Source organism: Variovorax sp. 22077, assembly GCF_052044195.1.
In the GTDB taxonomy this organism is placed as follows: domain Bacteria; phylum Pseudomonadota; class Gammaproteobacteria; order Burkholderiales; family Burkholderiaceae_C; genus Variovorax; species Variovorax atrisoli.
The window spans coordinates 79,017-99,992 of the sequence record NZ_JBQEQC010000001.1; the positions used below are offsets into that span (position 1 = coordinate 79,017).

16 protein-coding genes are annotated in these 20,976 nt (G+C 66.8%); 10 read left to right on the forward strand and 6 right to left on the reverse strand.

Annotated features, from left to right (window positions below; all coding sequences use genetic code 11):
* Positions 1-115: 115 nt before the first annotated feature.
* Both purL and ACTJLF_RS00365 read left to right on the forward strand, forming a co-directional pair.
* Entirely contained in the window at positions 116-4,096 is a 3,981-nt protein-coding gene (gene purL, locus ACTJLF_RS00360) for a phosphoribosylformylglycinamidine synthase (RefSeq protein WP_440882260.1), read from the forward strand.
* Between the two features lie 5 nt (positions 4,097-4,101).
* A complete protein-coding gene (locus ACTJLF_RS00365; protein ID WP_019652538.1) occupies positions 4,102-4,413 on the forward strand; it encodes a hypothetical protein in 312 nt (103 codons plus the stop codon).
* Between the two features lie 53 nt (positions 4,414-4,466).
* Here ACTJLF_RS00365 and ACTJLF_RS00370 read toward each other — a convergent pair whose 3' ends face one another.
* The 6 genes from ACTJLF_RS00370 to ACTJLF_RS00395 form a co-directional block, all read right to left on the reverse strand.
* Positions 4,467-5,252 (reverse strand): peptidylprolyl isomerase, encoded by a 786-nt coding sequence (locus ACTJLF_RS00370; protein ID WP_019652539.1) that lies wholly within the window; start codon positions 5,250-5,252, stop codon positions 4,467-4,469.
* Positions 5,253-5,379: 127 nt separating this feature from the next.
* Complete coding sequence (locus tag ACTJLF_RS00375) at positions 5,380-5,658, reverse strand: BolA family protein (protein WP_440882261.1); 279 nt, start codon at positions 5,656-5,658, stop codon at positions 5,380-5,382.
* Positions 5,655-6,200, reverse strand: a complete 546-nt coding sequence (locus ACTJLF_RS00380) for a septation protein A (RefSeq protein ID WP_019652541.1) — start codon at positions 6,198-6,200, stop codon at positions 5,655-5,657. The genes ACTJLF_RS00375 and ACTJLF_RS00380 overlap by 4 nt, the downstream gene beginning before the upstream one ends.
* A gap of 20 nt (positions 6,201-6,220) precedes the next feature.
* Positions 6,221-6,631, reverse strand: coding sequence for a peptide-methionine (R)-S-oxide reductase MsrB (msrB, locus tag ACTJLF_RS00385; RefSeq protein WP_440882262.1), 411 nt, complete (start codon positions 6,629-6,631; stop codon positions 6,221-6,223).
* Complete coding sequence (locus tag ACTJLF_RS00390) at positions 6,628-8,109, reverse strand: protein adenylyltransferase SelO (protein WP_354422926.1); 1,482 nt, start codon at positions 8,107-8,109, stop codon at positions 6,628-6,630. Before ACTJLF_RS00390 ends, msrB begins: the two co-directional genes overlap by 4 nt.
* Before the next feature lie 63 nt (positions 8,110-8,172).
* Positions 8,173-9,210 (reverse strand): AraC family transcriptional regulator, encoded by a 1,038-nt coding sequence (locus ACTJLF_RS00395; protein ID WP_440882424.1) that lies wholly within the window; start codon positions 9,208-9,210, stop codon positions 8,173-8,175.
* 278 nt (positions 9,211-9,488) lie between these two features.
* Between ACTJLF_RS00395 and ACTJLF_RS00400 the strand changes: the two genes are divergently transcribed.
* From ACTJLF_RS00400 to ACTJLF_RS00435, 8 genes are all read left to right on the forward strand, one after another.
* Positions 9,489-11,249, forward strand: a complete 1,761-nt coding sequence (locus ACTJLF_RS00400; protein WP_440882425.1) for a carboxylesterase/lipase family protein — start codon at positions 9,489-9,491, stop codon at positions 11,247-11,249.
* 78 nt (positions 11,250-11,327) lie between these two features.
* A complete protein-coding gene (locus ACTJLF_RS00405) occupies positions 11,328-13,214 on the forward strand; it encodes a CocE/NonD family hydrolase (RefSeq protein ID WP_440882263.1) in 1,887 nt (628 codons plus the stop codon).
* 114 nt (positions 13,215-13,328) lie between these two features.
* The gene (locus ACTJLF_RS00410) at positions 13,329-14,972 is read left to right on the forward strand and encodes a 3-(methylthio)propionyl-CoA ligase (RefSeq protein ID WP_145758507.1); all 1,644 of its coding nucleotides are present in this window, start codon (positions 13,329-13,331) and stop codon (positions 14,970-14,972) included.
* Between the two features lie 143 nt (positions 14,973-15,115).
* Positions 15,116-16,345 carry a branched-chain amino acid ABC transporter substrate-binding protein gene (locus ACTJLF_RS00415; RefSeq protein ID WP_440882264.1) on the forward strand — a complete coding sequence of 410 codons (1,230 nt, stop codon included), beginning with the start codon at positions 15,116-15,118 and terminating at the stop codon, positions 16,343-16,345.
* A 198-nt stretch (positions 16,346-16,543) separates the two neighbouring features.
* Complete coding sequence (locus ACTJLF_RS00420; protein WP_019652548.1) at positions 16,544-17,776, forward strand: branched-chain amino acid ABC transporter substrate-binding protein; 1,233 nt, start codon at positions 16,544-16,546, stop codon at positions 17,774-17,776.
* A gap of 152 nt (positions 17,777-17,928) precedes the next feature.
* Entirely contained in the window at positions 17,929-18,882 is a 954-nt protein-coding gene (locus ACTJLF_RS00425) for a branched-chain amino acid ABC transporter permease (protein ID WP_019652549.1), read from the forward strand.
* A gap of 4 nt (positions 18,883-18,886) precedes the next feature.
* Positions 18,887-20,206: a branched-chain amino acid ABC transporter permease gene (locus tag ACTJLF_RS00430; protein WP_440882265.1), complete on the forward strand. Its 1,320-nt coding sequence runs from the start codon at positions 18,887-18,889 to the stop codon at positions 20,204-20,206.
* Positions 20,203-20,976, forward strand: a complete 774-nt coding sequence (locus ACTJLF_RS00435) for an ABC transporter ATP-binding protein (RefSeq protein WP_019652551.1) — start codon at positions 20,203-20,205, stop codon at positions 20,974-20,976. Before ACTJLF_RS00430 ends, ACTJLF_RS00435 begins: the two co-directional genes overlap by 4 nt.

Genomic DNA, 20,976 nt, shown 5'->3' on the forward strand with positions numbered 1-20,976 from the left:
ACGCGGATGACCCCAGTCAGCGGCCATCCGCCTCGATTCCTTGATTCCCAACGCGGCCCCCGAGGCCCCATCGACCGTGACGCAGCCCGCACCTAAAGCCCTTCCTGTCGTAACCATGTTCGAGGGCGGCAGCGCGCTCAGCGACTTCCGCGCGCGGCAGCTGCTGCCGAAGCTGCAGGCCATCGAACCGCGCATCGAGGGCATTTCGGCCCGTTTCGTGCACCTCGTGGTGACCGATGCGGCGCTCGGCGCGGCGGACCGCGAGCGCTTCGCCGCGCTGCTCACCTACGGCGACCCCTTCGAGGCCCCGGCCAAGGCCGGCGCCAGCGTCGTGGTCACGCCGCGCCTGGGCACCGTGTCGCCCTGGGCCTCCAAGGCTACCGACATCGCTCACAACTGCGGGCTGGCCCTGCGGCGCGTGGAGCGCGTCACCCAATACCACCTGAAGCTCAAGGCACCCCTGATCGGCAAGGCGCCCGTGCTCGAAGGCGACGCGCTGGCCGCCGTGGCCGGCCCGCTGCACGACCGCATGACCGAATCGGTGCTGGCCACCGTCGAGCAGGCCGCCAGCCTCTTCAGCGAACTGCCGGCCCAGCCGATGGCGCAGGTCGACGTGCAGGGTGGGGGCCGCGCCGCGCTGGTGGCGGCCAACACCGGTTTCGGCCTGGCCCTGGCCGAGGACGAGATCGACTACCTCGTCGACGCCTTCACCCGCCTGGGCCGCAACCCCAGCGACGTCGAGCTCATGATGTTCGCGCAGGCCAACAGCGAGCACTGCCGCCACAAGATCTTCAACGCCAACTTCACCATCGACGGCCAGGCCCAGCCGCAGAGCCTGTTCTCGATGATCCGCAACACCGAGAAGCTGAACCCGCAGCACACCGTGGTGGCCTACGCGGACAACGCCTCGATCATGGAGGGCACGACCATCGAGCGCTTCGTGCCGGCCCACGGCTCGCAGAGCTATCAAAAAGATAGCGCCCTGAGCCATGTGCTGATGAAGGTCGAGACGCACAACCATCCCACGGCCATCTCGCCGTTTCCCGGTGCCTCGACCGGCGCGGGCGGCGAGATCCGCGACGAGGGCGCCACTGGCCGCGGCTCGAAGCCCAAGGCGGGCCTCACCGGCTTCACCGTGTCGAAGCTCTGGCCTGAAGAGGGCAGCTACGGCAAGCCCGAGCACATCGCCAGCCCGCTGCAGATCATGACCGAGGGCCCGCTGGGCGGCGCCGCGTTCAACAACGAATTCGGCCGTCCCAACCTGCTGGGCTACTTCCGCGAGTATGAGCAGGCCGTGGCCAGCGATGTCGACACCGTCCAGCGCGGCTACCACAAGCCCATCATGATCGCGGGTGGCCTCGGCAGCATCGATGCGGCGCAGACCAAGAAGATCCAGTTCCCCGCCGGATCGCTGCTGATCCAGCTCGGCGGCCCCGGCATGCGCATCGGCATGGGTGGCAGCGCCGCCAGCTCGATGGCCACCGGCGCCAACGCGGCCGAGCTCGACTTCGACTCGGTGCAGCGCGGCAACCCCGAGATCGAGCGCCGCGCGCAGGAGGTCATCAACCACTGCTGGCAGCAGGGCGCGGCCAACCCCATCCTCGCGATCCACGACGTGGGCGCGGGCGGACTGAGCAACGCCTTCCCCGAACTCACCAATGACGCCGGCCGCGGCGCGCGCTTCGACCTGCGCTCGGTGCCTCTCGAGGAGTCGGGCATGGCGCCGAAGGAAATCTGGTGCAACGAAAGCCAGGAGCGCTACGTGCTGGCCATCGCGCCCGATTCGCTCGAACAGTTCAAGGCCTTCTGCGAGCGCGAGCGCTGTCCGTTCTCGGTGGTCGGCGTGGCCACCGAGGAGCGCCAGCTGCTGGTGGCCGACGAAGGCGCCGAGGTGCAGCCCGTCGACATGCCGATGGACGTGCTGCTCGGCAAGCCGCCGAAGATGCACCGCGACGTCAAGACCGTGGCGCGCAGCTTCAAGCCGCTCGACCTCACCGGTGTCGCCCTGCAGAAGGCGGCCATCGACGTGCTCTCGCATCCGACCGTGGCTTCCAAGCGCTTCCTCGTGACGATCGGCGACCGCACCGTGGGCGGCCTGAGCCATCGCGACCAGATGGTCGGCCCATGGCAGGTGCCGGTGGCCGACTGCGCCGTGACGCTGGCCGACTACAAGGGTTTTGCCGGCGAGGCCATGAGCATGGGCGAGCGCACGCCGCTGGCCGCGCTCGACGCGCCGGCCTCGGGCCGCATGGCGGTGGCGGAGGCCATCACCAACCTGCTGGCAGCGCCCATCGAACTCTCGCGCGTGAAGCTTTCGGCCAACTGGATGGCCGCCTGCGGCGAGCCCGGCGAGGACGCCGCGCTGTATGAGACCGTAAAGGCCGTCGGCATGGAACTGTGCCCGGCGCTGGGCGTGTCGATTCCCGTCGGCAAGGATTCGCTGTCGATGCGCACCCAGTGGAAGGACGGCGCCGAAGCGAAGAAGGTCACGTCGCCCGTGAGCCTGATCGTCAGCGCCTTCGCCACGCTGCCCGACGTGCGCGGCACGCTCACCCCGCAGCTCGATGCCGAGGAGCCCGACACCACGCTGGTGCTGATCGACCTGGGCCAGGGCAAGCACCGCATGGCCGGGAGCATCCTCGCGCAGACGCTCGACCAGAGCGGCGACACGGTGCCCGACCTCGACGATCCGGCGCAGCTCGTCGCGCTGGTCAATGCCGTGAACGCTCTGCGCGCCGACGGCAAGATCCTCGCGATGCACGACCGCAGCGACGGAGGCCTGTTCGCCACTGCCTGCGAGATGGCCTTTGCCGGCCACGTTGGCGTGGCGCTGAACGTCGACATGCTCGTCACGGAGGGCGACGGCATCTCCGACAGCCGCATGGAGACCGGCGACGCCAAGAACTGGGCGCAGCAGGTCAGCGCGCGCCGCGAGGAGCTCACGCTCAAGGCGCTGTTCAACGAGGAACTGGGCATGGTGCTGCAGGTGCGCACCGCCGAGCGCAACGACGTCATGCAGGTGCTGCGCGCCCACGGCCTGAGCACCCACAGCCATTTCGTCGGCAAGACGCGCCCCGCCAGCTCGCCGATGGACGCAGGCAAGGGCAAGGTCGAAGTCTGGCGCGATGCCAAGTCCGTGTTCAGCGCCAGCCTGCACGACCTGCAGCAGGTGTGGGACTCGGTCAGCTGGAAGATCGCCCGCGAGCGCGACAACCCGGCCTGCGCCGATGCCGAGCACGCGGCGGCTGGCGACCCGGCCGATCCGGGCATGCACGTTTTCCTGCCGAACGCGCAGCAGGCTGCCGCGCCGGCGGCTCCGGCCCTCCTGCAGTCGCGGCCGAGGGTCGCGATCCTGCGAGAGCAGGGCGTCAACTCGCACGTCGAGATGGCCTACGCCTTCAGCGAGGCCGGCTTCGAGGCCTTCGACGTCCACATGACCGACCTGCAGTCGGGCAGGGCGGACCTTGCCAGCTTCAAGGGCGTGGTCGCCTGCGGCGGCTTCAGCTACGGCGACACGCTGGGCGCCGGCATCGGCTGGGCGCGCAGCATCACCTTCAATCCGAAGCTGGCCGAGCAGTTCAAGACCTTCTTCGGCCGTGCCGACACCTTCGGCCTGGGCGTGTGCAACGGCTGCCAGATGTTCGCCGAGCTGGCCGACATCATCCCGGGCGCCGAAGCCTGGCCGCGCTTCACCACCAACCAGAGCGAGCGCTTCGAGGCACGCCTGTCGATGGTCGAGGTGCTCGAATCGCCCAGCATCTTCTTCGCGGGCATGGCCGGCAGCCGCCTGCCGATCGCGGTGGCGCACGGCGAGGGCTACGCCAACTTCAAGTACCGCGGCGACGCCGACAAGGCCATCGCGGCGATGCGCTTCGTCGACAACCACGGCAAGGCGACCGAGCAGTACCCGTTCAACCCCAACGGCAGCGCCGGCGGCCTGACCTCGGTGACCACGCCCGACGGCCGCTTCACCGCCGTGATGCCGCACCCCGAGCGCGTGTTCCGCAACATCCAGATGAGCTGGACCTCGGGCGACAAGAGCGAGCTGAGCCCCTGGATGCAGATCTGGCGCAATGCGCGCCGCTGGGTGGGCTGAGACTGATGCTCGACCTCGATCACCCGCGAAGCCGGCATGTGCTGGAAGCGGCGCGGATCGAGGACTTGATCCGCAAGCAGTTGCTCGCGTGGCGCGCGGACGAGGCGGCGGCTTCGTCGGCACGCATCGAGATCCTGCGCACGCTGCTGCCGCAGCTCGAGGCGCTCAATGCCGCGCACTTCGGCGCATCGAAGAAGATCCATCGCACGCTCGATGCGCTGGGCCGGGCGGTGCAGGGCGCGGATGCCGGCGCGGCCTGGCAGGTGTTTGGGGCACTCGACGGCCCGGGCGACAACTTCGGCACCTGGGCGATCTGAGCGCCCATGAAAAAAGCGGCCCTGAGGCCGCTTTTTTTCATGCTCGGGGTCGATTACTCGACCTTGGCTTTCGCGCGCAGGTCTTCCTGGTACTTCTGCAGGCGCTGCTGCTGCAACTGCTGCGTGATCTGCGGCTTGACTTCTTCCAGCTTCGGCAGCTGAGCCTGGCGGATGTCGTCGACGCGGATGATGTGCCAGCCGAACTGGGTCTTGATCGGGGCGGGGGTGGTCTCGCCCTTCTTGAGCTTGATCATGGCTTCCGAGAACTCGGGCACGAAGCTCGCGGGGTTGGCCCAGTCGAGGTCGCCGCCATTGGCGCCCGAACCCGGGTCCTTGCTCTGCTTCTTGGCGATGTCTTCGAACTTGGCGCCCTTCTTCAGGTCGGCCATGATCTTCTTGGCCTGGTCTTCGGTCTCGACCAGGATGTGGCGCGCCTTGTATTCCTTGCCGCCATTGGCCGCGACGAACTTGTCGTACTCGGCCTTCACGTCGGCGTCCGAGACCGGGTTGGTCTTGCGGTAGTTCTCGAACAGCGCGCGGATCAGGATGGCCTGGCGGGCGAGTTCGAGCTGGTTCTTGTAGTCCTCGGTGGCGTCCAGGCCCTGCTTCTGGGCTTCCTGCATGAACACTTCGCGAGCCACGATCTCCTCGCGCAGCTGGCCTTGCATCTCGGGCGTCACCGGGCGGCCGGCGGCTGCCAGCTGCTGGGCCAGGACGTCCATGCGGGCCTTGGGCACCGGCTTGCCGTTCACGATGGCTGCGTTCTGCGCCAGGGCCGCCATGGGGATGGCACCGAGCAGCGCTGCGGCCGCGACGGCCTGCATGATGTGTTTTTTCATGGAATGAATATCGAGCTGGGAGGGAAATGCGCGTGTAGGAAAAGGCGCGGGGAAGAAAGCAGGAATTGGAGGGGAAGAGGAGCAGCGGCCGGTGCAAGCGCGGCGTTCGGTCCGTTGGACGACTGACTCAGAGCACCTCGATGGCGATGGCGTGCAGACCCTGTGCGATAAAAACCTGGAGGGCATCATACACAAGCCGATGCCGCGCCACGCGGGGCTTCCCCTCGAACAGGGGGGAGGCGATGCGCACCCGGAAATGGGTGCCCCGGCCCTCGGCGTTGGCACCCGCGTGGCCCGCGTGGGCCGTGCTTTCGTCGATCACTTCGAGGGCCGTGGGCGCGAGCGCCTTGCGCAGCGCCGCCTCGAGTCCGGCTGTGGTGGGAAGGGGGGCGGTCGTGCTCGTCATGCCGCGGGCTTGTCTTCTTCGTTCTTCAGGTGCGGCGCGATGTACAGGCCCTGCGCCACCAGGAAGACGATGGGGAACACGTAGCCCCAGAGCTTGAAGTTGACCCAGGCCTCGGTGGTGAAGTACGCCGCCACGTAGCCGTTGATGACGGCCATGAAGACGCAATAGCCGATCCACGCCACGTTGAGCCGGCCCCAGATGCGGTCGGGCAGCTCCAGCTGCGAGCCCAGAAGCATCTTCAGGAAGTTCTTCTTGAGTGCCCAGAGCGCCACCGCGAGCGCCAGCGCCATAGCACCATACAGCACCGTCGGCTTCCACTTGATGAAGCGATCGTCGTGCAGCGCCAGCGTGAGCGTGCCGAACAGCAGGATCAGCACCAGCGTGGCCTTCTGCATCGCCTGCAGCTTGCGCTCGGTGGCGTAGATGATCGCCATCTGCACCACCGTGGCGGCCATGAGCACGCCGGTGGCGGTGTAGATGTTGCCCATCTTGTAGGCAATGAAGAAGAGCAGGATCGGGAAGAAGTCGAGGATCAGTTTCATCGAGCGGGCCGCTTTTTCTCTTATTTCTTCTGGAAGTCGAGCGACGCCGAGTTCATGCAGTAGCGCAGGCCGGTTTCGGTCGGGCCGTCCGGGAAGACGTGGCCCAGATGGGCGCCGCAGTTGGCGCAGACGTTCTCGGTGCGAACCATGCCGTGCGAGCGGTCGATGACGTTGCGGATGGCGCCCGGCACCGCCTCCTGCGAAAAGCTGGGCCAGCCGCAGCCGGCGTCGAACTTGGTGCTCGACTCGAACAGCTTGGCGCCGCAGCAGATGCAGTGGTAGGTGCCGTCTTCCCAGTGCGCCTCGTACTTGCCGGTGAAGGGGCGTTCGGTGGTCGCGTGGCGGGTCACCTCGAAGGCCGCGGGTTCGGCGCCTTTCTCAGCGAGCAGGGCTTTCCATTCGGCGTCGGTTTTCTGTACGGGAGTGGTCATGATGAGCAGCTGATTTCGATCGTGGAAGCCCAGTCGGGCGGGAACCCGGCATACGCGTCGGCGCCGGGATGTTCTTCAAATGGGGTCTGCAGCAGAGCCAGCAAGGTTGCCACACCCGAGTGGTCCTTTTGCTGACTCGCTTCGATGGCCTGCTGTCCCAGGTGGTTCCGCAGCACGAACTTGGGGTTGGAGCGACGCATCAGCTCGGCGGCCAGCGCCCTGTCGGTGCCGGCATGGCGCTGCGAAAACGATAGCAGCCAGGCGTCGAAGCCCGCACGGTCCAGGAACAGGTCGCGCACCGGCTCCACGTTGCCGTCGGCCATGTAGCCGGAAAGCCGGCGCCAGAAGATCGTGTAGTCGACCTTGCCCGCGGCCAGCAGCTTGAGCACGCCTTCGATCAGCGGCCGGTCGCCTTCGGCAGCCTCCGTCAGGCCCAGCTTGGCGCGCATGCGGCCCTCGAATTCGTTTGGGAACACCGTCTTGTACGACTCCAGCGCAGCCACCGCGACTTCCTGGTCGCCGATCAGCGGCAGCAGTGCCTGCGCCAGGCAGAAGAGGTTCCAGTAGGCCACGTTGGGCTGCTGGTTGAAGGCGTAGCGACCCTGGGTGTCGCTGTGGTTGCAGATGTGGCGCGGGTCGAAGCCGTCGAGGAACTGGAACGGCCCGTAGTCGATGGTGAGCCCGAGGATGCTCATGTTGTCGGTGTTCATCACCCCGTGACAGAAGCCCACGGCCTGCCACTGGGCGAGCAGGGCCGCGGTGCGCTCGCTCACGGCCTCGAGGAAGGCTGCGTAGGCGTTGCCGCCGAAGCGGTCGGTGGTGCGGCAGGCCGGGTAGTAGCGGTCGATGACGTAGTCGGCCAGGGCGCGCAGTTCCTCGTCGCGCTGGTTGGCCGCGAAATGCTCGAAGTGGCCGAAGCGCACGAAGCTGGGCGCCACGCGGGTGACCACGGCGGCGCTTTCGATCTCCTCACGGTATACGGGGGCATCGGAGCCGGTCACGCACAGCGCGCGGGTGGTCGGAATGCCCAGGCCGTGCATGGCCTCGCTGCAGAGGAATTCGCGGATGCTGGAGCGCAGCACCGCGCGGCCGTCGCCGCCGCGCGAGTAGGGCGTGCGCCCCGCACCCTTGAGCTGCACCTCGAGGCCCCCCTCGGTCTCGCCGAGCATGATGGCGCGCCCGTCGCCGAGCTGCCCGGCCCACACGCCGAACTGGTGGCCGCTGTAGACGGTGGCGATGGGGCGGGCGCCGGCCACCGGCATGCTGCCGGTCAGCGCCGCCAGCGTGGCCTTCGATTCGTGCCAGCCGGTGGGCAGCCCGAGTTCGCGGGCGACGGCTTCGCTGCGGCCCACCCAGTAGGGATCGGGCAGGGGCGTGGGGCGCAGTTCGGTGAAAAAGGCCGGTCCCAGGGCGGCAAACCCCGGTTTCCAGCGCAAGCCCAGGTCCGCGGCCTCGGTGTCTTCAGCAAGCAAGCTCATGCCCGGATTGTCCGGCACGGCGCGTAACCCCTGGCCGGGCGGGCCATCGAGGGGCGTGGAGGGTCAGGCCGCGAGGGCGGCCGGCGTGTCCCAGATGCGGGCCCGGTACTGCGCCGGCGGCACGCCGAACCAGCGCTTGCAGGCCCGGAAGAAGTTGCTGCTGTCGACGAAGCCCAGCATGTCGGCCACGTCGGTCAGCGTGTGGCGGTCTTCGGCCAGGTATTGCTTCGCCAGTTCGCGGCGGGTGCGGTCGAGCAGCGCCTGGAAGGACACCGACTCCTCCTGCAGCCGCCGCTGCAGCGTGCGCTCGGCCAGGCCGAGTCCCGAGGCCACGTCCTGCCGGCGCGGCTCGCCGTGCTGCAGCCGGCGTGCGATCTCGGCGCACACCAGCGTGCTGGTGGTGGTCTGGCCCAAAAGGTCGAGCTGCTCCTCGAGCAGGTGCTCCTGCATCTCCCCGAGCGTTTCGTGGAAGGTGGGAAGGGCCGTGGCAAGGTCGGCGGCCGACAGCAGCAGGCGGTTGGCCTCGGCGTTGAACCGCACCTCGCAGCCGAAGGCCTCGCGGTGCAGGCGGTCGTCGGCCGGGGGCGGGTACACGAACTCCATGGCCAGCGGCTGCAGGTCGCGCCGGGTGAGCCACTGGCACTGCATGAGCACGGTCAGCAGGGCGTATTCGACGCGCTGGCGCGGAATGGGCAGGCTGCCGCCGGTGTGCCGCATCAGCATCCAGCAGCCGCGCGGATCGGGCTGCAGCGAGAACGCGGTCGCGTCCGAGATCACCGGCATGTAGCGCGTGAGCCGCACGAGCGCCGCTTCGAGGCTGGAGCTGCACGACATCGCATGCCCGACCGTGCCCAGCTTGCTGTGTGTGGCGGCCAGGTCGCGGTGCAGGCCCAGCGTGGGCCGGCCGGCGCGGGCCACCGCGAGCTGCCAGAGCACGGAGATCTCGTCGACCGGGATGCGGGCGTTCTGCCGATGCAGCGAGTCGGGGTCGAAGCCGGCTTCGCGCAGCAGCGAGGGCACGTCCAGCCCCTCGGCCTCGAACATCGACAGGACGCCCTCGAGCCATGCGGCCGAGCTGGTGCGCAGCTCCGGCTGCGGCATGCAGCCCGCCCGGCGTTGGGGGCTGCGCTGGCGCAGCGGCGTGGAGGCTCCTGAAGTCATTCGTTTGGCTTTGTTGCGATAGCGATGAAAACCGAGCCGGTTCCTAGAATTTTTTACGTGTTCGGCGGCCCCGGAGTATGGGCGCGGCGCGTCAAGCCAGGAATTCCGATTAACCCGGTGTGGAGACAAGAAACATGGAGACAGAGGCAAACGCCCGAGCGCCGAAGGGCCCGGCAGCAGCAGGAAAGACGGCCACGGCCAGGGCTGCTGCCCTGGCGATGGCAGCGGCCGCCCTTGCGGCGCTTTCGGCCTGTGGAGGCGGCGGTTCCGATTCGTCGGGCTTCGTCTTCCTGCCCAGCGCGCCGCCGCCCGCACCGGCTCCCGCCCCGGCGCCGCCCGCGGCCGACGGCCCCATGGTCCGACAGACCACCGCCGGCAAGGTCGAGGGCGTGGACGACAGCGCCAGGACCGGCACCTGGTTCTGGAAGGGCATTCCCTTCGCCAAGCCGCCGGTCGGTGCGCGGCGCTGGCGCGCGCCCGCGGCGCCCGAGCCCTGGACCGGCATCCGCCAGGCCAGCAAGTTCGGCAATGCCTGCCTGCAGATCGGCCGCATCTTCAGTCCCGGCGCCAACAACACCTACGACGAGACCATCGGCACCATGCTGGGCAAGCCCTCGGGCAGCGAGGACTGCCTGTTCGTCAACATCTGGCGCCCGGCCACGGAAGAGAAGAACCTGCCGGTGCTGCTCTTCATCCATGGCGGCAGCAACATCTCGGGCTATACGGCGGACCCGCTGTACGACGGTGCCGCGCTGGCCAAGGCCGCCAATGCGGTGGTCATCACCGCCAGCTACCGCCTGGGCATCCTGGGCTTCCTGAACGTGCCGCAGCTGCGTCCGGGCGGGACGGAAGGCGACGACTCGGGCAACTTCGCGCTGCTGGACAACATGGCGGCGCTGCGCTTCATCCGCGACAACGCGGCCAGCTTCGGCGGCGACCCGGGCAACGTCACGCTCTCGGGCGAATCGGCCGGCGCCACCAACCTGCTGTCGGTGATGACCTCGCCGATGGCCAAGGGCCTCTTCCACAAGGCCTTCGAGATGAGCGGCGGCATCTCGCTGGCGAGCAACCTGCCGGCGGGCACGCTGCCTTCGCTGTCGCCGGCCTCGGTCTCGCTGGCGCAGGGCGAGGCCATCCTGGAGAAGCTGCTCGTCGCCGACGGCACCGTCGCCGACGCCACGGCCGCCAAGGCCTACATCGCCGGTCGCACGCCGGCGCAGATCGCCGACTACCTGCGCGCGCAGGACGGCGGCAAGATGCTCACCACCGTGGTCGCGGCCGGCCTCGGCGCGGTCGGCCCCATTCCCGACGGCACGGTGATCCCGACCGACCCCATCGGCGCCATCGCCGCCGACCAGTACGTGAAGGTGCCGATGCTCTCGGGCAACACGCGCGACGAGGGCAAGCTGTTCGCGTCGCTGCTGGGCACCATCGGCTTCCCGAAGTCGGGCTGGATCGTCTCCGATGCCCAGCGCTTCTCGATGATGTTCAACTTCAACCCCGATGCGGCGCCCACGCTCACGGTGGAAGACATCATCGACCCGTTCTACCTTCCGGTAGACAAGCCCGGCACCGGCTACAACGCGGCGACAGCCCTCATCACCAAAGGGCTGTTCGAGGCCAACCGCGACAACCTGCTCGACACGATGAAGACGCGCCAGTCGAACATCTGGCACTACCGACTCGACTGGGCCCAGCAGGCCGCGCCCTGGAACGACGTGTACGGCGCCGCGCACGCCTTCGACCTGCCTTTCGTGTTCGGCAATTTCGGCCCCTCGGTGCTGTCGAACGTGATACGCGGCAAGGCCAACGAGAAGGGGAGGCTGGCGCTGTCGAACGCGGTCATGGCCAGCGTGGGCGCCTTCATGCGAAAGGGCGATCCGAACACGCCCGAACTTGGTGCAACCTGGGCGCCGTGGCCCTCGCAGCTGCTGCTCGACGCCACACCCACGGCCACGAAGATCACCGCGGCGCCCTGATCAGGGGATCGCCGTCTTGCCCCGAGACGCGCCTGGGCAACGCATGCCATCCACCAAAACGATAACGGAGACAACAACATGAGGATTTCCACACCCCCCCTCCGATGGCGCGTTGCCGCGTCGCTGCTTGCCACCGTGGCGGCCCTTGCAGCCTGCGGCGGCAGCGGTTCGTCGGGCAGCGGGTTCGCCTTCTTCCCGCCCGCCGCCGAAACACCGCCAGCGCAACCGCCGGCCACGCCCGAGACCGGGGTGGTCCGCAAGTGGGGCTACATCACGCTGCCGGACGGCAACAGGATGCGCTACTCGCTGCTGCTGCCCAACGGAGGCAAGGGCAGCTTTCCGCTGCTGGTCGAGTACGACGGCTACAGCTCGGGTTCGGCCCCGAACATCGGCCAGCTCTGGGTGACCGAGGGCTACGCGGTGATGGGCCTCAACGTGCCGGGCACCGGCTGCTCGACGGGCGAAGACCAGGTGTTCGACGCCTCCACCGGCGCGGCCGGCGCCTTCGCCCTCGAATGGGCCGGCAAGCAGCCGTGGTCGAACGGAAGGATCGGCATGGTCGGCTACTCGTACTCCGGCTACAACCAGCTGTGGGTGGCGGCACACCGGCCCAAGGGCCTGCTGGCGATCACACCCAGCAAGAACGTGACGGACCCGTACCGCGACGTGGGCTACCCGGGCGGCATCAAGAACATCGGCTTCCCCTCGCAGTGGTGGGGCGGCTTCCCGGCCACCTGGAACCGCGCCGCGGCCCTCGCCGCCAAGCTCGACGGCGACACCGAATGCGCGAAGACCGTGGCCGATAACATCGAGAAGATCAAGCGGCCCGATCTCGACCTGACCAAGTGGCTCGAGAACCCGTATGCCGACGGCCTCTACGTGAAGCGCAGCGCGTTCTACGAGACCGGCAAGATCAACATTCCCGCGCTCGGCACCCAGTCGTGGCAGGACGAGCAGATCGGCCCGCGCTCGGGCTACTACGAGGACACCATGGAGCCCGGGAAGATGTGGCTCATCAGCTCCAACGGCGACCACCACACCAACGTCACCTCCGACTACATCGACGGCACGCTGAAGCGCTTCCTCGCCCATTTCGTGAAGGGCGAGGACAATGGCTTCGAGAAGGAGCCGCACGTTCGCCTGCTGCAGGAGATGCAGCAGACCGACCAGAAGGCGGTGAACGGCGCCGCGAAGCTGAAGCAGACGGCCGTGGCCGAGTTCGACCGCCTGCCGGTTAAGGTCAAGCCGCTGCGCCTGTGGATGCAGCCGGGCGGTGTGCTCGGCGATGCGAAGCCGACTGCTGGCGCGGCCTCGTCCGACTACAGGTATCCGGCGAAGAGCCCGGTGGTGAACAACCCGGCCGCCGAAGGCTGGCAGGCCGTGGCCGATGCGGAGAAGGACGGCCAGCTCACCTTCACCACCGCCGCCTTGCCCGAGGACCTGAGCTTCTACGGGGAAGGCTCGGCCGACCTGTATCTGAGCGCCACCGCCGACAACACCGACCTGCAGGTCACGGTGTCGGAAGTGCGGCCCGATGGCAAGGAAATGTTCGTGCAGCGCGGCTGGCTGCGCGCCTCCAAGCGCGCGCTCGACGACAGCCGCTCCACCGAGCTGCGTCCCTTCGGCGACTTCACGCAGCCGAAGGAAGCGGCGCTGCTGTCGGGGCAGCCCAACCTGGTGCGCATCGAGATCCAGAAGTTCGCCCATGTCTTTCGCGCCGGCTCCAGCATCCGCGTGACGGTGGACTCGCCTTCGCAGACCGGCTTCTGGCTGTTCGGCAACGACAAGACGCCTTCGACCAACACGCTGTGGCATCAGGCCGCCAATGCGTCGAGCATCGTGCTGGGCTACGTGCCGTACCCGCATGCCGCCGCGCTGCCGGACTGCGGCAAGACGCTGCGCCAGCCGTGCCGCACCAACGTGGTGACGGTGCCGGCGGGCACCGGTCCGAGGGCTCCCACTTGAGCCGCTTCGTTCAATCGTGCAGTGCGGGTTTGTGTCATTGTGCAAATGGCCGAAGCTTGCGTGAATGCGTTGTTCCCGAGCTTTGAAGAAGTCATTTCACATAGGAGTCCGTAGATGCTGGGTTTGATGCAAGACCAACCGCTTCTGATCTCGTCGCTGATCGAGTTCGCCGAGCGCCACAACGGCGACGGCGAGATCGTCTCGCGCCGTGTCGAAGGCGATATCCACCGCTGCACGTGGCGCGACATCGCATCGCGCGCCAGGCAGGTGGCCAACGCGCTGGACGGCGAGCAGCTGCTGTTCAGCGACCGCATCGCCACCCTGGCCTGGAACGGCTATCGCCACCTGGAGCTGTACTACGGCGTGAGCGGCAGCGGCCGCGTGCTGCACACCATCAACCCGCGCCTGCACCCCGACCAGATCGCGTGGATCGCCAACCATGCCGAAGACCAGATCCTGTGCTTCGACCTCACGTTCCTGCCGCTGGTGCAGGCGGTGCACGCCCGCTGTCCCACGATCCGGAAATGGGTTGCACTGTGTGATGCCGACAGGCTCCCCGCCGACAGCGGCGTGCCCAACCTGGTGAGCTACGAGACCTGGATGGGCACGCAGTCCACCGAGTACGAGTGGCCCACCTTCGACGAGAACTCCGCCTCCAGCATGTGCTACACGAGCGGCACCACGGGCAACCCCAAGGCCGCGCTCTACAGCCATCGCTCGACCATGCTGCATGCGTACGCCGCCGCGCTGCCCGACGTGATGCGCCTGTCGGCGCGCGACTCGGTGCTGCCGGTGGTGCCCATGTTCCACGTCAACGCATGGGGCATCCCGTACTCGGCCGCGCTGGTCGGCTGCAAGCTGGTGTTTCCGGGCGCGGCGCTCGACGGCAAGTCGGTGTACGAGCTGATCGAGTCGGAGGGCGTGACCTTCGCCGCCGGCGTGCCCACCGTGTGGCAGATGCTGCTGGGCCACATGCAGGCCGGCGGCCTGAAGTTCAGCAAGCTCAATCGCACGGTGATCGGCGGCTCGGCATGCCCGCCGGCCATGATCAAGGCGTTCCAGGAGCTCTACGGCGTGGAAGTGCTGCACGCCTGGGGCATGACCGAGATGAGCCCGCTGGGCACGCTGTGCACGCTCAAGAACAAGCACCTGTCGCTGCCGCCCGATGCGCAGCTGCAGATCCGCATGAAGCAGGGCCGCGCCATCTTCGGCGTCGACATGAAGATCGTCGACGGCGACGGCAAGGAACTGCCCTGGGACGGCAAGGCCTATGGCGACCTGCTGGTCAAGGGTCCGTGGATCGTCAAGGAGTACTTCAAGGGCGAGGGCGGCGATCCGCTCATTCCCGACGAACGCAACCGCGGCTGGTTCCCCACCGGCGACGTGGCCACCATCGACGCCGAGGGCTACCTGCAGATCACCGACCGCAGCAAGGACGTGATCAAGTCCGGCGGCGAATGGATCAGCTCCATCGACATCGAGAACATCGCCGTCGCGCACCCGGCCGTGGCCATGGCCGCGTGCATCGGCGTGTTCCATCCGAAGTGGGACGAGCGGCCGATCATCGCCGTCGCGAAGAAGGCCAATGCGGAGGTCACGCGCGAGGAGCTGCTGAAGTTCTACGAGGGCAAGACCGCCAAGTGGCAGATCCCGGACGACGTGGTGTTCGTCGACGCCATCCCGCTGGGCGCCACCGGAAAGATCCTCAAGACGAAGCTGCGGGAGCTGCTCAAGGACTACAAGCTGCCCACGGCTTGACCGCCGGGGCTGCCGCGGGCGCCGCGCTGTCGCATACGCGATAGCAAGGCGGCCCCGGCGGCCTTGCTTGCGGGCAATCCCTGTGCGGCGGAAAAAGGGCCGCTTGTACGCTGGCGTTCCGCCTTTCACATTGGAGACTCTTCATGCAAGTTGCCATCAAGTCCGTAGCTGCCTGTGCAATGTTGGCGAGTGCTGCCGCCGCGTTCGCGCAGAAGGGCGAGACAGTCAAGATCGCCTGGCTCGACCCGCTTTCGGGCCTGATGGCTGCGGTGGGCACCAACCAGCTGAAGACCACGCAGTTCCTCGCCGAAGAGTTCAACAAGAAGAACCAGTCGGGCGTGAAGTTCGAGATCATCGCGCTGGACAACAAGCTCAGCCCGCAGGAGACCACCGCGGCGCTGCGTTCCGCGCAGGACCAGGGTGCGCGCTACATCATGCAGGGCAACGGCTCGGGCCCCGCGCTCGCGATCATCGACGCGATCGAGAAGAACAACGCGCGCAACCCGGGCAAGGAGCTGCTGTACATGAACTACGCGGCTGTCGACCCCGACCTGACCAACAGCAAGTGCAGCTACTGGCACTTCCGGCTCGACGCCGACACGTCGATGAAGATGGAGGCGCTGACCACCTGGATGAAGGACCAGCCCGACATCAAGAAGGTCTACATCCTCGGGCAGAACTATGCGCACGGCGTGCAGGTGTCGAAGTACGCCAAGGAAGACCTCAAGGTGAAGCGCCCCGACATCCAGATCGTGGGCGACGACCTCCATCCGCTCGCGCAGGTGCGCGACTTCTCGCCCTACATCGCGAAGATCAAGGCATCGGGCGCCGACACCGTCATCACCGGCAACTGGGGCTCCGACCTGTCGCTGCTCATCAAGGCGGCGAACGACTCCGGCCTGGACGTCAAGTTCCTCACCTACTACGCGCCGGGCGCCGGCACGCCCACCGCCATGGGCGCGACCTCCGCGGGCAAGGTCTACACCGTCGCCTACGCCCACTACAACATGGGCGGCGAGATCCAGCAGCTGCTCGCAGGCTACAAGAAGCGCATGAACGACGACCTCACGCAGTCGTCGATCTACCACGTGTTCGCGCTGCTCGATGCGGCCTTCGTCAAGTCCAGGTCGACCGACCCGGTGAAGGTGGCTGCCGCACTGGAAGGCATGAAGATCAAGAGCTTCAACGGCGAGGTCGAGATGCGCAAGTCCGACCACCAGCTGCAGCAGGGCCTCTACATCGCGCGGTGGGAGAAGGCGAGCGCAAAGTACCCCTACGACGCGGAGAACACCGGCTACACCAACGTTCCCGTGAAGTACTTCGAATCGTACGTGGCGAGCACGCCCACGTCGTGCCAGATGAAGCGTCCCTAGGCGCTTTGTGAACGCGTTTCCTACCCGGCGGTAGCAGGTGCCTACCGGCGGGTAGCAAATTGGAGAAACGCGGTGTCGCATGCGCGATAGAAACGGGCCTTTGCGGCGCCCCTCTTACGGGCATTCCCTGAGGGGAGGGGCTGCAAACGCTTGTACTCTCGTGCGGCGTTTTGAATCGGTTTGACCAGGAGATATAGATTGAACTTCGCTCTGAAAATCGCCGCCGCAGCCGTCATCGCTGCCACCGCCACCGGTGCCTTTGCCCAGAAGGGTGAAACCGTCAAGATCGCATGGCTCGACCCGCTGTCGGGCCTGATGGCCGCGGTCGGGACGAACCAGCTCAAGACCTTCCAGTTCTTCGCCGAGGAGTTCAACAAGAAGAATGCGGCGGGCGTGAAGTTCGAGATCATCGGCATCGACAACAAGCTCAGCCCGCAGGAAACCACCAGCGCGCTGCGCTCGGCCCTCGACCAGGGCGCGCGCTACATCGTGCAGGGCAACGGCTCGGGCCCGGCCCTGGCCATCATCGACGCGCTCGAGAAGAACAACGCGCGCAACCCCGGCAAGGAAGCGCTGTACCTGAACTACGCGGCCGTCGACCCCGACCTGACCAACAGCAAGTGCAGCTACTGGCAGTACCGCTTCGACGCCGACACGTCGATGAAGATGGAGGCGCTGACCACCTACATGAAGGACCAGCCGGAGATCAAGAAGGTCTACCTGCTGAACCAGAACTACGCGCACGGCCAGCAGGTCTCGAAGTTCGCGAAGGACAACCTCAAGACCAAGCGCCCCGACGTGCAGATCGTCGGCGACGACCTGCATCCGCTCGCGCAGGTGCGCGACTTCTCGCCCTACATCGCGAAGATCAAGGCATCGGGTGCCGACACCGTCATCACCGGCAACTGGGGCTCCGACCTGGCGCTGCTGATCAAGGCCGCCAACGACTCGGGCCTGAACGTCAAGTTCTACACCTACTACGCGGTGACCACCGGCACACCGACGGCCATGGGTGCGGCTTCGGACGGCAAGGTCTACCAGGTAGGCTACGCCCACTACAACATGGGCGGCGACATGCAGAAGTACGCCGACGACTTCAAGAAGAAGTTCAACGACGACCTCTACACCACCGACATCTACACGGTGTTCCAGGCCCTCACCGAAGCCTTCGTGAAGACCAAGTCGACCGACCCGGTGAAGGTGGCGGCCGCGATGGAAGGCATGAAGTTCAAGAGCTTCAACGGCGAGATCGAGCTGCGCAAGACCGACCACCAGGCACAGCAGGGCCTGTACATCGCCAAGTGGGAGAAGGCCAGCGCCAAGTATCCGTACAGCCCCGAGAACACCGGCTACACGCTGGTGCCGGTGAAGTACTACGACGCGTACGTGGCGAGCACGCCCACCTCGTGCCAGATGAAGCGTCCGGGATGACGTTCGCTCCCAGGCTGCGCGCACTGCGTGTCGCTCATGCAGCCTGTGCCGTGCAACGCACGGCGAGGGACTGAGCCCGGCAGCCTGCTTGTTGGTCGAGGCCCGACTTCAACACTCGGGCCTCTTTCTTTTTCAACTGACACGAAAGACCGATGAACGTCGAATTCTTCGTCATCTCGCTGCTCAATGGCGTGAGCTACGGCTTGCTGCTGTTCATGCTGAGCTCCGGCCTCACGCTGATCTTCAGCATGATGGGCGTGCTCAACTTCGCGCACGCGAGCTTCTACATGCTGGGTGCCTACTTCGCCTACACGCTGTCGGGCATCCTCGGCTTCTGGCCGGCGCTCTTCATCGCGCCGCTGCTGGTGTTCGCGCTGGGCGCCGCCTTCGAGCGCTACTGCCTGCGCCGCGTCCACAAGTTCGGCCACGTGCCCGAGCTGCTGGTGACCTTCGGCCTTTCGTACCTGATCCTCGAAGTCGTGCAGCTGGTGTGGGGCCGCTCCACGGTGCCGTACGGCCTGCCGTCGGCGCTGCAGGGGCCGCTCTTCACGCTCTACGGCACGCAGTTCCCCAAGTCGCGCTCCTTCATCATGCTGGTGGCGGTGCTGATGCTGGTGTCGGTGTGGCTGCTGCTCACGCGCACGCGCATCGGCCTGGTGATCCAGGCGGCGCTCAAGCATCCCGAGATGGTCGAGGCGCTGGGCCACAACGTGCCGCGCGTCTTCATGCTGGTCTTCGGCGGCGGCGCCGCGCTGGCGGGACTGGCCGGCGTGGTCGGCGGCAACACCTACGTCACCGAGCCGGCGATGGCTGCGTCGGTCGGCTCCATCATCTTCGTGGTGGTGGTGGTCGGCGGCATGGGCTCGCTGGCGGGCGCCTTCCTGGCCTCGCTGATCATCGGCGTGGTGCAGACCTTCGCCGTGGCCATGGACCAGTCGCTGGCCACCGGACTGCAGGCCTTCGGCGTGGCGGTGACCGACCAGACCTTCGGCTACGAGCTGCTCAAGCTGACGATCTCGCAGGTCGCGCCGATCCTTCCGTACCTCTTCCTGGTGCTGATCCTCATCTTCAGGCCCAAGGGTCTTCTCGGAACCCGGGAGGACTGACGCGATGAACACCGCAACCACGACAAACAACCCCGTCCAGTACTACCGGTTCAAGCCGCTGAACATCGGCCGCATCCTGATCTGGAGCTTCTTCGCGCTGCTGCTGATCGTGGCGCCGATGGTCTTCACCAGCAGCCTGGCGCTGACCATGCTGTCGCAGATCGGCTATCTCATCATCATCTGCCTGAGCTACAACATGCTGCTGGGGCAGGGCGGCATGCTCAGCTTCGGGCATGCGGTGTACGTGGGCATGGGCTCGTTCATCGCGATCCATGCGATGAACCTGGCCAGCGCCGGCAAGCTGCCGGTTCCGCTGGTGCTCATTCCCATCGTCGGCGGCCTGGGCGGCATGTTCTTCGCCGCGCTCTTCGGCTATGTGTCGACCAAGAAGTCGGGCACCACCTTCGCGATGATCACGCTGGGCCTGGGCGAGCTGGTGGCAGCGATGGCGCTGATGTTCCCCAGCTTCTTCGGCGGCGAGGGCGGCATCACCACCAACCGGGTGTACGGCGCCTCCTTCTTCGGGCTCAACTTCGGTCCGCAGAAGCAGGTGTACTACCTGATCGCCGTCTACTGCTTCATCTGCACCGGGCTGATGTTCGCCTTCACCGGCACGCCGCTCGGTCGCATGCTGAACGCGGTGCGCGACAACCCGGAGCGCGTGGAGTTCATCGGCTACAACACGCAGCGCGTGCGCTACTACGCCTTCATCATCGCCGGCTTCTTCGCGGGCATCGGCGGCGGACTGGCGGCCATCAACTTCGAGATCGTGAACGCGGCCGACAGCCTCAACGGGCTGCGCTCGGGCAGCTACCTGCTGTTCACCTTCCTCGGCGGCGCGACATTCTTCTTCGGGCCGATCATCGGCGCGGCGCTGCTGGTGTTCGCACTGGTGCTGCTTTCGGAGCTCAGCAAGGCCTGGCTGCTGTATGTGGGCCTGGTGTTCCTGCTGATGGTGATGTTCGCGCCCGGCGGCGTGGCCAGCCTGATCATGATGAACGTGCGCGTGGCGCTGTTCGGCAAGATCAAGCGCTTCTACCTGCTGTACGTCGGGCTGCTGGTCGGCGCGGCCATCATGCTCGCGGGCGCGGCGGCCATCGTCGAGATGATCTATCACATGCAGCTCAACGCGGCGCTCGGCCCGATGGTGCCGTTCGCGGGGCTGCAGCTCGACACCTCCTCGGCCGCGAGCTGGATCGTCGCAATTGCGCTGTTCGCGGTGGGCCTGGGCGTGTTCGAGGTGGTGCGCAGGCGCTTCACCAGGGCCTGGGGCCATGCGCAGGAGGAAATCGAAGCCGAGATCAAGCGGCGGGAGACGGCATGACCACTTATTCACTCGAACTCAGGAACCTGCGCAAGAGCTTCGGCAAGACCGACATCATCCGCGGCGTGGACCTGGCCGTGACGGCCGGCGAGCGCGTGGCCATCATCGGTCCGAACGGCGCGGGCAAGTCGACGCTCTTCAACCTCATCAGCGGTCGGCTCGCGCCGACCAGCGGCGAGGTGCTGCTCAACGGCACGCGCATCGACGGCATGAAGCCGTACGAGATCAACCGCATGGGGCTGTCGCGCAGCTTCCAGATCACCAACATCTTCCCGAAGCTCAGCGTCTTCGAGAACCTGCGCTGCGGCGTGCTGTGGAGCCTGGGCTACAAGTACACCTTCCTTCGCTTCCTCTCGAACCTGGACGATGCCAACGAGCGCACGGAAGAGCTCATCCGGCAGATCGGCCTGGAGAAGAAGCGCGACGTGCACGCGATGAACCTCACCTATGCCGAGCAGCGCGCGCTGGAGATCGGCGTGACGATTGCGGGCGGCGCCAGCGTGATCCTGCTGGACGAGCCCACGGCCGGCATGAGCAAGACCGAGACCTCGCACTTCATCTCGCTCATCAAGCACGTCACCGTCGGCAAGACGCTCCTGACGGTGGAGCACGACATGGGCGTGGTCTTCGGCCTCGCCGACAAGATCGCGGTGGTGGTCTATGGCGAGGTCATCGCCTTCGACACGCCCGCCGCCGTTCGCGCCAACGCGCGCGTGCAGGAGGCCTATCTGGGCTCTTCCGTTGCCGACGCGCAGGGAGCGGGACACTGA

Excerpts from the sequence above, each read along its gene's own strand:
- ACTJLF_RS00390 (WP_354422926.1), bottom strand. The coding sequence starts at position 8,109 with ATGAGCTTGCTTGCTGAAGACACCGAGGCCGCGGACCTGGGCTTGCGC.
- ACTJLF_RS00395 (WP_440882424.1), bottom strand. The coding sequence starts at position 9,210 with ATGCCGCAGCCGGAGCTGCGCACCAGCTCGGCCGCATGGCTCGAGGGC.
- ACTJLF_RS00370 (WP_019652539.1), bottom strand. The coding sequence starts at position 5,252 with ATGAAAAAACACATCATGCAGGCCGTCGCGGCCGCAGCGCTGCTCGGT.
- ACTJLF_RS00365 (WP_019652538.1), top strand. The coding sequence starts at position 4,102 with ATGCTCGACCTCGATCACCCGCGAAGCCGGCATGTGCTGGAAGCGGCG.
- ACTJLF_RS00380 (WP_019652541.1), bottom strand. The coding sequence starts at position 6,200 with ATGAAACTGATCCTCGACTTCTTCCCGATCCTGCTCTTCTTCATTGCC.
- ACTJLF_RS00410 (WP_145758507.1), top strand. The coding sequence starts at position 13,329 with ATGCTGGGTTTGATGCAAGACCAACCGCTTCTGATCTCGTCGCTGATC.
- ACTJLF_RS00425 (WP_019652549.1), top strand. The coding sequence starts at position 17,929 with ATGAACGTCGAATTCTTCGTCATCTCGCTGCTCAATGGCGTGAGCTAC.
- purL (WP_440882260.1), top strand. The coding sequence starts at position 116 with ATGTTCGAGGGCGGCAGCGCGCTCAGCGACTTCCGCGCGCGGCAGCTG.
- ACTJLF_RS00415 (WP_440882264.1), top strand. The coding sequence starts at position 15,116 with ATGCAAGTTGCCATCAAGTCCGTAGCTGCCTGTGCAATGTTGGCGAGT.
- ACTJLF_RS00375 (WP_440882261.1), bottom strand. The coding sequence starts at position 5,658 with ATGACGAGCACGACCGCCCCCCTTCCCACCACAGCCGGACTCGAGGCG.
- ACTJLF_RS00400 (WP_440882425.1), top strand. The coding sequence starts at position 9,489 with ATGGCAGCGGCCGCCCTTGCGGCGCTTTCGGCCTGTGGAGGCGGCGGT.
- msrB (WP_440882262.1), bottom strand. The coding sequence starts at position 6,631 with ATGACCACTCCCGTACAGAAAACCGACGCCGAATGGAAAGCCCTGCTC.
- ACTJLF_RS00430 (WP_440882265.1), top strand. The coding sequence starts at position 18,887 with ATGAACACCGCAACCACGACAAACAACCCCGTCCAGTACTACCGGTTC.
- ACTJLF_RS00405 (WP_440882263.1), top strand. The coding sequence starts at position 11,328 with ATGAGGATTTCCACACCCCCCCTCCGATGGCGCGTTGCCGCGTCGCTG.
- ACTJLF_RS00435 (WP_019652551.1), top strand. The coding sequence starts at position 20,203 with ATGACCACTTATTCACTCGAACTCAGGAACCTGCGCAAGAGCTTCGGC.